Annotated in this window: 16 protein-coding genes; 2 read left to right on the top strand and 14 right to left on the bottom strand. The window is 31.9% G+C overall.

Annotation, left to right across the window (positions count from 1 at the left end; translation table 11 throughout):
- The first annotated feature begins 36 nt into the window (after nucleotides 1–36).
- Nucleotides 37–1,095 carry a TIR domain-containing protein gene (locus NYE73_RS02215; protein ID WP_259949322.1) on the top strand — a complete coding sequence of 353 codons (1,059 nt, stop codon included), beginning with the start codon at nucleotides 37–39 and terminating at the stop codon, nucleotides 1,093–1,095.
- Nucleotides 1,096–1,178: 83 nt separating this feature from the next.
- Here NYE73_RS02215 and NYE73_RS02210 read toward each other — a convergent pair whose 3' ends face one another.
- Both NYE73_RS02210 and NYE73_RS02205 read right to left on the bottom strand, forming a co-directional pair.
- Nucleotides 1,179–1,550: a hypothetical protein gene (locus NYE73_RS02210; protein ID WP_259949321.1), complete on the bottom strand. Its 372-nt coding sequence runs from the start codon at nucleotides 1,548–1,550 to the stop codon at nucleotides 1,179–1,181.
- A gap of 130 nt (nucleotides 1,551–1,680) precedes the next feature.
- Nucleotides 1,681–2,469, bottom strand: coding sequence for a helix-turn-helix domain-containing protein (locus NYE73_RS02205; RefSeq protein ID WP_259949320.1), 789 nt, complete (start codon nucleotides 2,467–2,469; stop codon nucleotides 1,681–1,683).
- 201 nt (nucleotides 2,470–2,670) lie between these two features.
- On the opposite strand from NYE73_RS02205, the gene NYE73_RS02200 reads away from it, so the two are divergent.
- Nucleotides 2,671–2,898 carry a helix-turn-helix domain-containing protein gene (locus NYE73_RS02200; protein WP_259949318.1) on the top strand — a complete coding sequence of 76 codons (228 nt, stop codon included), beginning with the start codon at nucleotides 2,671–2,673 and terminating at the stop codon, nucleotides 2,896–2,898.
- 273 nt (nucleotides 2,899–3,171) lie between these two features.
- Here NYE73_RS02200 and NYE73_RS02195 read toward each other — a convergent pair whose 3' ends face one another.
- The 12 genes from NYE73_RS02195 to NYE73_RS02145 all read right to left on the bottom strand — a co-directional run bounded on the left by NYE73_RS02195 (nucleotide 3,172) and on the right by NYE73_RS02145 (nucleotide 12,422).
- The gene (locus NYE73_RS02195; protein WP_259955543.1) at nucleotides 3,172–4,110 is read right to left on the bottom strand and encodes a hypothetical protein; all 939 of its coding nucleotides are present in this window, start codon (nucleotides 4,108–4,110) and stop codon (nucleotides 3,172–3,174) included.
- Between the two features lie 434 nt (nucleotides 4,111–4,544).
- Complete coding sequence (locus tag NYE73_RS02190) at nucleotides 4,545–4,712, bottom strand: hypothetical protein (RefSeq protein ID WP_259949315.1); 168 nt, start codon at nucleotides 4,710–4,712, stop codon at nucleotides 4,545–4,547.
- 359 nt (nucleotides 4,713–5,071) lie between these two features.
- Complete coding sequence (locus NYE73_RS02185; RefSeq protein ID WP_259949313.1) at nucleotides 5,072–5,767, bottom strand: hypothetical protein; 696 nt, start codon at nucleotides 5,765–5,767, stop codon at nucleotides 5,072–5,074.
- A 5-nt stretch (nucleotides 5,768–5,772) separates the two neighbouring features.
- A complete protein-coding gene (locus NYE73_RS02180) occupies nucleotides 5,773–6,174 on the bottom strand; it encodes a hypothetical protein (RefSeq protein ID WP_259949311.1) in 402 nt (133 codons plus the stop codon).
- Nucleotides 6,164–7,021: a ParA family protein gene (locus NYE73_RS02175; protein WP_259949310.1), complete on the bottom strand. Its 858-nt coding sequence runs from the start codon at nucleotides 7,019–7,021 to the stop codon at nucleotides 6,164–6,166. Before NYE73_RS02175 ends, NYE73_RS02180 begins: the two co-directional genes overlap by 11 nt.
- Before the next feature lie 137 nt (nucleotides 7,022–7,158).
- Nucleotides 7,159–7,800: a hypothetical protein gene (locus NYE73_RS02170; protein ID WP_259949309.1), complete on the bottom strand. Its 642-nt coding sequence runs from the start codon at nucleotides 7,798–7,800 to the stop codon at nucleotides 7,159–7,161.
- Nucleotides 7,801–7,811: 11 nt separating this feature from the next.
- Nucleotides 7,812–8,144, bottom strand: a complete 333-nt coding sequence (locus tag NYE73_RS02165; RefSeq protein ID WP_259955544.1) for a hypothetical protein — start codon at nucleotides 8,142–8,144, stop codon at nucleotides 7,812–7,814.
- Nucleotides 8,145–8,214: 70 nt separating this feature from the next.
- A complete protein-coding gene (locus NYE73_RS02160) occupies nucleotides 8,215–8,829 on the bottom strand; it encodes a hypothetical protein (protein WP_259949307.1) in 615 nt (204 codons plus the stop codon).
- Between the two features lie 2 nt (nucleotides 8,830–8,831).
- Nucleotides 8,832–9,377 (bottom strand): HK97 family phage prohead protease, encoded by a 546-nt coding sequence (locus tag NYE73_RS02155; protein ID WP_259949306.1) that lies wholly within the window; start codon nucleotides 9,375–9,377, stop codon nucleotides 8,832–8,834.
- Between the two features lie 193 nt (nucleotides 9,378–9,570).
- The gene (locus NYE73_RS24685) at nucleotides 9,571–9,708 is read right to left on the bottom strand and encodes a Com family DNA-binding transcriptional regulator (protein WP_375544589.1); all 138 of its coding nucleotides are present in this window, start codon (nucleotides 9,706–9,708) and stop codon (nucleotides 9,571–9,573) included.
- Complete coding sequence (locus NYE73_RS02150) at nucleotides 9,686–10,099, bottom strand: hypothetical protein (protein ID WP_259949304.1); 414 nt, start codon at nucleotides 10,097–10,099, stop codon at nucleotides 9,686–9,688. Before NYE73_RS02150 ends, NYE73_RS24685 begins: the two co-directional genes overlap by 23 nt.
- Before the next feature lie 460 nt (nucleotides 10,100–10,559).
- Nucleotides 10,560–12,422: a DNA primase family protein gene (locus NYE73_RS02145; protein ID WP_259949555.1), complete on the bottom strand. Its 1,863-nt coding sequence runs from the start codon at nucleotides 12,420–12,422 to the stop codon at nucleotides 10,560–10,562.
- Nucleotides 12,423–12,431 lie beyond the last annotated feature (9 nt).

The raw sequence follows: 12,431 nt of genomic DNA, 5'->3' as shown, positions 1-12,431 counted from the left end.
ATAATAAAATTCAGAAGTAAGGGGACTAAATTAAGAATGAAAAATTTGATTTTTTTAAGCCACGCTGTAGCTGACAAAGATTTAGTTGATCGCTTTGTTGACTTTATTGATATTGCATTTAAAATTGATCGCTCTCAAATATATTGTACTTCTCTTAAAGGGACTAAGAGGATACGGACAGGTAACAACTTTATTAATGATATTAAGGAACATATAGTAGATACAGAAGTTGTACTATTTTTTCTAACCCCAAACTATTTAAAAAGTGAGTTTTGTCTGAGTGAGCTTGGTGCAGCTTGGGCGCTAGGTAAAAGAATTTATCCTATCTTAATCCCTCCAATGGATTATAACGCTTTAGATGCTACACCACTTAAAGGTGTTACACAATATGTAAAGTTAAAGGATGAAGAGGCACTATTCGATATTGCTGATGATTTTAAAGAAATGAATATAATTAAAGACGTTGGCAGTGGATTATTACGAGCAAAGGCTAAAAGCTTTATAAATGATATGCCGGCTCTCTGTAAATTCGAAAAAAGTGATCATATAAGTATAGAGGACCATCAAAAGGCTTTAAATGAACTTGAAGAAATAACTAAAAATAATATTGAGCAAGAAAAAGAAATTCGTGATTTGAAGAAAAAAATAGAAGAATTAAAGTCTGCTAAAGATTCAAAGGAAGTATCCGAAATTCTAATGCAAGGTTCAAGTGATAAAGAAACCTTTGAGAATTTAACTGAAAAGGTTGGTAATTTATTCTATTCCCTAGATGATTTAACGATAAGTTCAATTTATTGTAATCACTTTTATCTCGGGGAAATGAGATATTTGGTTAATTATGAGTATTTACCTAGGGCTAGAGAATTGGAAGCTGAAGGTTTTTTAACTATTGATGATGGGGAAATCGTTCCTAACGAATACCATCCCAAAATTAAAAAATGTATTATTGCATTAGAAGATCTAAAATATTTTTTAGAAGAAAAATGCGGGCCAGAATTCTACGAGTATTTCGAGGATACTTATGAAATACAATTATCACTAAATAATAAACGCTTTTGGGAAGAAATTTTTAATACTAGTATAATAATGAGATAGTTAACTATTAAATTTATAGGTATATGTGATATTAAGCGGAGCTAATAATAGCTTCCGCTTATTTTAATTTTATAATTCTACTGTCAAACGCAATTAATTTCTGCTTCACCAGTAGTAACCTTACTCGTTTGTTCTGATTCATTTTTTATTACCGTCTCATATAATTCTTGTGCGTGAATATTAATGGTTTTTACTTCATCTTCCATTCTTTTAAACAATGGATAGAAAGCCATATCAATTAAACGTACTGTATCTTGAATTTCTTGAATAGACATGTATGCCATGCCACGATCCTCATGCCAACGATTTTCAGTGATTTCATCAATTCTATTCATCAAATTAGCTACTGCCTGTTGTACAACTCGTAAATCAATAATTTGTACAGATAATCCTGAAGCATCGTTACTATTTTCGAGCACTACTTTTTCTAATAAGTGTTGTGTTTGTTGCTGCATGTTTTCATTCCCCTTTTTCGTCTATGGTTTATTTTGTAGCGACTGCATTCAAAAGTAATTGTTTGTTACGATCAGACATTACACGCCATTCTTTAACAGTTACTTTCATTTGCATTCACTTCCTTTCCTATTAAAGTACTTCTGTTGGTCCATTACGTTCTGATAGCCAATTGTAGAAAGGTACAGTACGTACATTTTCAGGCTTTTTCTTCATATATGATGTGTTTGTTGTTGGATGCTTACCTATGCGCTGTACTACTTTGTTATGGGCTCCTACGAATACCGCGCGTAACGTCTTTGTAACCGTCAGCACACCTTCTTTAATATCATTAGCCATTTTAAAAATGATGTTCTTGGCCATTATGAATTCCTGAATGGTACTTACATTAGATGCTAGTACCACTTTATACAGATCATCCTTAAAGTTATCTGGAATAGGTAATGAATACATAAAATCAAATAGCATTTGTTGATACTCATTCATGAACTCTTTGCATGCTTCCCTATCAGCATGAGCCAGGTTATAGGCTTCTTGTAATGGAACAACCACACATCCCTCGATAGGCTCGGCAGGATCTTCGCATGTTTCAGATTGGCTAGGCAAAATGATATAAATGCTTGCTCCTTGTCCACCTTTACTTTTTACTGTCGTCTCTTTTTTGATGATTCCTAGCGATTCTAATTTTGAGATAGCACGGTACACCGTCTTAGTGCTGATTTCCAATGGTGCTGCAATTGTTGCAGCTTTTAAATGACAAGCCCCTGGATACTCTAAGCTGTGACTAGCAAGCTTGAAAACGATGGCACGTTCTGATTCCGTTAAATCGTAGTAATGAGCCGCCATATGATTTTCTACAGCTGTGTCCATGTCTGCTATTGATTCAAACGTTGTGTATTGTGCTAAGTACTCAAATGCCATCGTTTTCACCTCACTTTCCTGTATCAACCGATTAGTTCATTTCCTGATTAATATTCAATAAATTAACTTTACAAGGTTAATATATCACTCTAAGAAGTTAATGTGAAGTTATATTTTAACCTTATAAGGTTACTTTTTAATATTTTTGGAAACAATTTAACTTCAAAAGTGCTATAATCAAACTAAAAAAGAGGTCTTCTAGTGGTTATAAAATCAAATTTAAGAATTTTAATGGCTGAACATCGTATTAATGGAATATCAGAATTAATGGAGAAGTCGGGACTTAGTAGAAATGCTATTAATCGGTTGTATAAAGGAACTGATGAGGAAATGAAATCGACAAATTTAAAAACCTTAATAACGCTATGTGAAGTTTTTGAATGTAAACTATCTGATCTATTAGAGTTCACTCCAGAGTCAAGAAAGTAAAATTAACACAGCAAAAACAGCTACTCATTACGAGAGCTGTTTTTCTTTTGGCCAATATAAAAAGCAACCACATTTCTGCAGTTGCTTAATTATATATATTAATTATTAAGAGCATGTTTTAAAAGATTAAAGGAATAAATGATTAAGATTTAAATTTCATCGTTAAAGACTTACTCTCACAATGGTTTGCTAGATTTATACGGTAGGACATTACGGTGAGACATTAGTAGCATATTATTATTGCCACCCATTACGGAGTGGTCTTCTATATTTTTAGTTCTCTGAAATATTTAATAAAGAGAAATAAAGCTTATCATCCACTTTAAATCCTAGTTCTTTCCAGAAATCTAAAATCAAAGCGCATAGCTTGTCTAACACTTTATAATCTTCCCAGTTTCCATATGAAGCTTGAAGGTGTATAAGTTCTTGCACTAAACTCATAAAAACTTTCGATAAACCGAATTTTTCTAATTCTAAAACTAACGCTTCATAAATTTCAGCAGTATTAAGGTAATTAGCAACACCATGTATCAAACCAAATACCTGCGAACTAAAATAAAACAAACTATTGGTCAAATTTTGAATTTCTAAACATTCAGATGTGTTTACCACTTCCGTTTTTGCCAACTCAACTCTATCATTAAATTTCATTATGTCTTTTATTAATTCGATAGCAAAACTGCCATATACATCCGAAAGTTTTTTCCCAAACTCTAAATGTCGATATGCCTTTAACGAATTCCCTACAAAGTCATTAGCTTTAAATTCTAACCAAGCATTTTTTGAAATATCATAAAGTGGAATTTGTAAGCGTGTTATTCCTTTGAAATCATCAAAAGTATGAGGAAACAGTTTATCTACTTGTTCCCCATCATAAATGTGACCAATTTCATGGATAATTACGCTGAGTTCAATGTAACAGTCGGTAATTCTTGAATTTAATACTTTTGAAAATCTGTCTAGTTGCAAAAATACATAATTTTTCTTAATACCATCATCGTCAATAACATGAAACGCCTTACCCACTGCTCCGTCTGAATGTCCGCGCTCTTTCAAATCATTTTCTATTTGAAATTGTATAATATCTTCAGTAAACCTATTGGTAAAAACTAAATATATTACTTCTGTCTTCAATGGAGGACATTCTAAAAGCAACAAATTTAAAGTTGAATTTAATTGTTCTTCTATTTCATAATGATTTCCAAAGCTCACATCAGACTTAATAGTAATTTTAAATTTTACAATAACGATTTCCCCCTATTTTTCCATTTTCAAGTCAAGTATATACTTATCATAAACAGTAACACTCTACACTATTTTATAAATTCGGTAAATACTACATATATTATTACCTAGTTAAAATTTGGATTTATTCTACTAATTACATTATATAATTAGTACTTTTCAACTAACCAATTATATAAAGGCACTGGACGTTCTTTAGAAGAAATTTCTTCTATATATGATGATTTAGTCGACTTGCTATTTAATCGCTCTACAGCATCACTGTATACGTCAAAAACACAGCTCTTAATGTACCAGCAACTGTCAGTACTGAGATTACCCTTCTTGTTATTGTCCACCACAATTCATAGTTGAATGCATAATAAAAAGCCACATCGTTAGATGCGACTCCTTTATGTTTCTTAAGCAGAAATAATTTCTTTTACAAGATCAATCGGAACGGAATAACAAACATAACTACCTGCGTAAAATAAGTAGACGCCACCTTCAACTTTAAGTTCAGTTATATCTGGTAAGTCAAAAAATTTATTTTCGTTTCGGAAGATAACTTGATAGTGGATTTTATTCAAATTTCTCACCTCCATTCACACCAATCATATACTGGAAAGGATTAACTGCGTAATACAATTTTGATATAAAAAGAGACTACCAATTTAGTAGTCTCCATTAGTATATATTTATTTTCCTACCTTTAAAGTGCATTACTTCATTCAAGACATTACAGGAACAAACAAAAAACATTATCTACTAATGTAGTTTTCTTTAGGTCATAATAAAAGACAACCACATTTCTGTAGCTGCTTAATTATATATGGAGCATGTTTTAAAAGATTAAAGGAATAAATGATTAAGATTCAAGATTTAAGACATCACGCTTACTCCCCCAATAGATTTCAGCATTTATACGGTAGGACATGGCGGTGGGACATTAATTTAGTAATGTCAGCTTTTCTCCAGAAATATTGCTTCTAATTTTAATTCTTTGGTCCACTCTAAGACTTTGAACGGAAAAGCCAAATAGATTTTTATTTAAAATAAAATACTGATCTGTTAATTCAAAGATTAAATCAGCATAATAGTCTATATCATCAAATATGTTTTCAAAGTAATTATTTATTATTAAATCACCATCACTATAACTAGCTGAATGACCATGAACTTTACGTGAAGATTCACCATAGATTTTACAAAGTTTAATAATTGAATCTTTTACTATTCCTTCAGTTTCTTTCTTATTATCCTCTTTTAAATGACGAAAACTTGTTCTTGAGACTTGTTCATAACTTTTATCAATAAATAAATGAGAGTGTACTAATTTCAGCAAAGTTTCACATGCAGTTCTGATATTATAAGAAATAAAACCTGGATGATTAGTTGGCCACGAAAGAAGAATTGATAAAATATTTTCTTTGTAAATACCAAATAATATTTCTTTTGGTTCAGAACTTAGATACATTGCATTATCTGTATTTATTTCAGTTAAAACTAAGTTTTCCTGTATTGCATTAAATACTTTTATAAACGTTGGTTGAATTTCATCATTTCTAACCCAAGGTGAATGAGGCATTGCCTGATTAAGATAGGTTAAATACTTTTCAAACGAATTATTATTAATAATCTCCACCCACTTTATTTTGGATTATATTTGTCGAGTATTTTGCTAACGTAATTATCATTACTTTTTTTATTTTCTTTTCTTTTAATCGTTTTACTACCAGTTTCGAATACATCAGGGAATTCATTTTTTAAATACTTAAGTAAATCATTTTTAAATTTTTCAAAATCATTCTCTTCTAATTTTTCAATGTCTCTAATTACTCTGGATAAAATTATTGTTCTACTTACATAAACATATTTTTTATATTGAAACCCTAATGAGTCTAAGAATTTTTGAATGTCAGCATTTCTCTCAAATTGTTCTTTGGACAATATGAGTGAGCTAATAAATCCAAATAAAAATGAAGTTAAAACAATTTTGTCTTTTTCTGAAGAAATTATTCTGTTTGCCCTTGTTAAAAGTTTATTGTTCATTTAGTATTTCTACCCTCTCTATAAATTCAGTAGCAATTGAACTAATAATTTCCTCTAATTTTATATCATCTCTATCAGCAATAAAAGTGTCCATCTTTCCAGTCAATAACTTTTCATAATAGGGTATAGTTTTTTCGAAAATATGAATACCCTTGCTTTGAGCAAACTCTCTTATATCTTCGATTCTCTTGTACATCCCAGGACTTTCAGATGACATAGTGACAACTATCCCCACACATTTGATAACCCTTCCATTAAGAGCAAGTGCCTGATCTACTTCGACAAATTTATCAACAACATTGGTAAGCATATTTAAACCGAGAACGGAATATAGATCAGGCTTAGAGGGAATAAAATAATAATCTGAACCCAATAAAGCCGCTGTCGTATAAAAGGAGTATGTAGGTGGACAATCAATAAAAATAAAATCATAACGCTCTTTTAATTTCCATTTATTAATTACAAATGCAAGTTTTTGTTCATTAGTACTATTATTATTTCTTTCCATGAACAACGTTTTTAAGTCACCTGGGATAATATGTAGATTATCAGTCAATTCTAATATTACATCACTTTCATTAGGGAAAACTACAGATGAATCGTATAAATTATGTATAGAAGGAATATTTGCTTTTAAAGTTTGATTCCCCTCAGCATCTCTATCAAAAGCCTTAGTTGGATACTTTTCATAGAAGGATTGAGTACAGTTTGATTGAGGGTCGATATCAACCACTAAAATATCCTTCCCTAAATTATTAGCATAATAGAAAGCTAGGTCCTTACATAATGTTGTTTTACCTACCCCACCCTTCATATTTAAAAAAGATACCACTTTTCCTTGTTTCAAGACGAAAACCCCTTTTCTTTTAAAATATATATATTAAATAACTCTCACTACACAATCCAATTATTAGGCAAATTAGACCGATTTACCATAGTATTTTTTTGATACTCACAAAAAACACCTACCCAAGGGTAAGTGCCTCACTTAAACAATTTATTTAACTGTTTCATTGTTCTTTTCTTATTCTTCTCCAGCTGTTGCTCCGTTATCGGCTTAATTTTTGGTGCTAGCCCTTCAATATCATTAGAGATTTCTTTTGAACGTTGGTCCGCTGCTTCTGTGTCCGAATCATAGTATGCCTCAATGGATTTAAGATGCTTTTTTACAACTCCTCGTAGCAGCTCATAATCCACCTTTTTTCTCTCTATAAAGTACTGCTGTAGCACTTCCACATCTTGTGTGGGTAAACTATCCAAAATAGAACGAAAACGCTCGTATCCCCTCTCTAAGCGGTCTATTTGACGTTTCCTGTTCTCTTTCTCCGCAATAATCATTAAAGCGAGTCGTTCCGTTCCTTTACTTACAGTTACATCTTCATCGTAAGATGTAACACCGTATGAAAACTCATACAATTCCTGAAAGTATTGTTCTGCTGATTGATTCAAATACTTGGCCAACTCTTTTGATGTCGCATCCTTCCACAAACAATACATGGTGTTACGGATCCGCGCTTCCATCACTGGAACATCGTTATCCGATTCACTACTTATTTCATACCTTGTTCCAGCTGTAATGGCTGCTATTTGCTCTCCAAATTCTTCGCTGATTCTTGCTAGGTTCACAGACCATCACCTCACTTTGCATAAAACCGTAATATTTTTAGAATTTCTGAATGTTTGTTATAAATATAATTTGCGCTATATTTTAATTCACTTGCTATTGATTCCAATGTCTTTCCTTCTACATATTTACGATACAAAATTTTTTGTTCCAGCGAATCAAACTTAGAAACCAGCTGTTCGAACTGTGCTTTACGCTCTACACAAAATTGTAATTGACTTTCTGTATCTTGCTTTCCTTGTTCATTCAGTTCTGGATCCGTCAATTTAAACTGTAAATACTCTAATTTTTCTAGCAAACTAGCATAATCTTTCAACCAAAATGACATACTTTCACCACTTTTCAATCACTTTTTTTCAACATACCTTCACAAAAACACCTACCGAAGTAAGTGTTTTTAGATCAAATTATGAACATTAAATTTCTATGCTTTTTGCAATGTACTCATTAGGATCCCTAATTTCAGTGCGGATTTCATTTAATACGCGAGATACAGAGCCGTTATAACTTTTGTCTACTTTATTTAAGAGAAGTTTTGCTTTTCTATCTCCTAAAACACTTTTTATTAAAGAAGCAGCACTATCTAAGCTTCCTAATGTTTGATTGTATGCATTAATAAATTCGTTATAAGTTTCAAATAATATTTTTGTAGCTTTTTCAAATTCGATCATTTTCTGATGAGTAGTAAATGTCACTCCCTCAAGATTGTTTACTAAATCTTTTTCCTCTTCCGCAGTTAATTCTAAATACATAGACTCTCGGCGTTTTAAATGAGCAATAAAACGATAATGTTGTTGCAGTTCATCTCTTCTCTCTTGAATCTGTAGTAATATGTTATTTCTGGCCGCTTTAGTCTCTTCTGAGTACTCCAAAATATGTCTAGCATCTGCTTGTTCTAGCTCGGTTTCTAAATGGGTAATTTCCCCTTCGTTGTAATCAATTAATGCAAAAACTTCATTTTCTCGCTCCTCTAGATTCTTTTTATACTGTGCTAATTTCTCTAAAACTGGAGATTCAATATTTACTGTCATGTTCATTTTCCACCTTTCAATTTTAAATATTCATATTGTTTTTGGTATAAATCACTGTTATTAAAAACTACACTTTGAAATTCTGCGCACTCTACAGAGTTACCTAAATATGAAGGTATTTGCTGTATGTCGAGTAAAGAAATTTCTCGCAAATCTATTTTTCGGATGTATCGTCTTATTTGATAATCTTTACCTTGAACCCATCTTTCTTCTAAAGGGGTAAATTTAAAGGACCATCCAGATAATCGCTTATTTTTTGCTTTATTAATTACTTCAGCATCAAAAATTTGTGCTTTGATTCTTAATCCTATACTGTCCTCAAAAAGCTCTATATTTCCATCATTTAAAGAACCGAGTTTCCTTTCCCAATCGTGATTTAACAAGAGATCCACATTCCTTGCTCTTCGTAAAGCTTCTTCAAATGTACCTGGAGTAATAATTTCAATAAAATCACCGTGCTTCGTATGGTTTAAAGTTTTACTTTCCCTACCTACCACATTGACATAACCCTTTAATGTAATGCTTTTTAATTTCACATCTGTGCACAATTTCCTCACCTCCTTAAAAATTTTCATTTAGGGAATTTTTTTTGAATAAATGGGGGCAGTCGGTGTACAGGAATTTCACGATTTTTCACCGAATACCTGGGGGGATGATCAATTCACCTCCTTTTATTGAAAATAAAAAATCCAATAACAAACACATCACTGTGCAGCTACTGGACTTCATGAGTCTCTAATGTTATTTAACTTTGTAATGATTGATTGCTTTACAGCGTGTGCATTGTACCTCTAACTCACAATCAATTGTACTTACTTCATACTCTTTATTTGTTTTAAGTAATAACTTACTGCACTTAGCACAACGTATCTCTTTCATTATTGGCCTCTTTCTTATCAACTTCCACTGGTATCTTAATACCATACTCATTTGCTAATCTGATATTATCTAAATCATCCCAATCGATATTAATACTATAGTTATGTGGAATGACTTCAGTACTTCCAACAAAGCCTTTTAATTTACACATGGTTATACGTGTACCGTTGTATTCTTCCTTACCGTGTTTATGCAATCCACCACATATACAACATTGTGGAATAAAAATCCCTATATCAGATCTCCTTTCAAATTCGTAGAAATAACCTTTATTTGTTGGCACATAAGCTAAAATTTCTTTATCACTCATTCCTTGAAACATTTCTTCTCTTTTACGTTTTGCATCCTGAATCATTGCCTTAGTTATTCGTTTATTTTCATTTAACTCCACTTAATTCACCTCATTAGAACACCTATGTTATTTAAAATGCGTTACCTTCTGTTACCTTCTGTTATCCCTACAAACCCTTATACATCAACGTTTCACATGATTTTATATCAAAAAAGGTAGCGCATTTACCCCCTATTTTTCTTTTATAAGATAAAAAATTATTCCTATTAAATATATAAAATATAAAGAAAGTGATTTTATCTGTTACCATCTGTTACTTATCTCTAAACCTTTGATATGACTGAACTTGTGAGGTAGCAGTTATCTGTTACCGGTAACGCATTTGACCTATTTTTTTAATAAAAACCATGGAAAACGGTAAATTTTCAGTCGTTTTTGTGATGGAAATTCCATCACGTTTTTTAAAAAGGTGTTGATATATCAACGTGTTTCCCTAGGGAAAATATCAAACGCATGAAAAAGCTATTTTTTCCGTTAAAAAGGTAGCGCATTTTATAAATTAATCACTAACAAAGATGCGTTTATTTTTACCGTCTATTTTTTGCTGCTTAGTAGCATAACCGAAAAGTTGTTTAATCTGCTTACTAAAGCTAATGTTGCTCACTGGATTAAATCCGTTTTCACTGCAATAAACCTTGTACTGTAAATAGACATCACCAACAACAGATCGCTCCAGCTCCACATCTTCATTTGTAACAAAGCTAATAATTGGGTTATTTTCTTCTTGATACTTTTGCAGCTCTTTTTCCACTACTTTTGATTTTGTAAATCCTTTATTATCAAGCAGTCGCTTTAATGCCTTAAGTGCTAAATTCAACACATATTGCATCGATTCATCAGAAATTAACTTCTGCCTAATTAACGGGTCATAATCATCATCTGTAATATCAAATTTTGCATTAAAAGGGACAATGAATAACCTTCTAACTAATCCATTGGAATAATCATTAATACGCGGCATTTCATTTGCTGAGAAAATTAGCTTAGCGTAATTTTTAAAATCAAATGGATCTTTTCCTTTACGCTCTACGTTTAAACGTTCACCAGTTGCAAGCTTTTTAAAAATAGATGATTCTTTGATATATCCTTTTGAAATATCATCACCAATATTGACTAACTTTCCAAATAACTCGGCTGTTTTAAATCGTTGGTCCAATTCTTTTAAATCTAATGACGAAAGATTATTCTCACCGACAAGTGCAGCTAAAATTTCTAAATATGATGATTTACCATTGGAGCCGTTACCTGTCAAAATAAATGAATAAGAATAACGACAATCCCTTAATATTGAATAACCTAAGATTTCCTCTAAGATGGACCGTATTTTTTTATCATGGACCGCAATTTTATTTAAAGTACGGTCCGTTACTTCATAATAAGCACCTGGTATAAAAGCGATTGGAATTTTATTGCGTGTAATAATTTCAGGTGAAAAGTCTTGCAGCTGCCATGTCTCTAAATTAAACACGCCATTTTTCATGACAATGTATTGGGTTGAAGCAAACTGTTTTTCCTTTGCATTCAGTTGAATATAAGCTAGTGTTTCTTGACGTCTAGCCCTGGTCAATGAAGAAATGTGTTTTACCATCATTCGCTCAATGTCTTCCTCACGATCTGAATAAACACCATCGTGATATATATGCAGCACATTCGCTATTTTATAAATGTGATGTTCATTTATTAAGAAATCACCGAATTTATCATGATGAAAAACACCTTTCACAAAAAACGACTCTTTCATAAATGCATCATCACGTAAAATAATATTCAGTTCATTCTTATCAACTGGTTCCTCTAAAATATAGTTGTTGATAATAGCGATTGTTTCTTTAATGTCTTGCTTGGCCATTCCCTGGGACTGCATTTTTAAAATATATGTGAATAGTTTATCGTTACGTCCGTCACCATCTGATAACTTAGTCAAGTTAGGGTTTTTCTTGTTGTATGGATATAACCAGGCCGGCATAGGATCATGTTCTTCACACTTTCTAAGCCACTTCCGAACCTGGCCATTTATTTTAAGCGGATCTGCAGTATTTTTTATACCTAACTTGTAATCGCAAAGAATACCGATATTGGAATACCATTTAATTTTATTTGCAGTTAAGTCATAGCCTTTAAAATAAAAATGCATGCCGTTATTCGTTTGTAATACAGAACATTTAATATCCTTATCCTCTACTATGTCGAGTACTATTTCAGCTTCATCCATATCATCAACATCGACCATAATAAATTCATCAGCCAAAATACCAACATAGGAATCTTCTAATCTAGCTGTATTGTAAGAAAGTAGCTTGCTACCATCTTTGAATGATGTGGCAGCATGCTTACCATTTCCCCGTAAATATCCTTTATATATTTCACTCAC

The sequence above is a fragment of the Lysinibacillus sp. FSL K6-0102 genome (assembly GCF_038003545.1).
Taxonomy (GTDB): domain Bacteria; phylum Bacillota; class Bacilli; order Bacillales_A; family Planococcaceae; genus Lysinibacillus; species Lysinibacillus capsici.
Note: the sequence above shows the minus strand (reverse complement) of the source record. Positions and strands in the feature narration are given on the sequence as shown.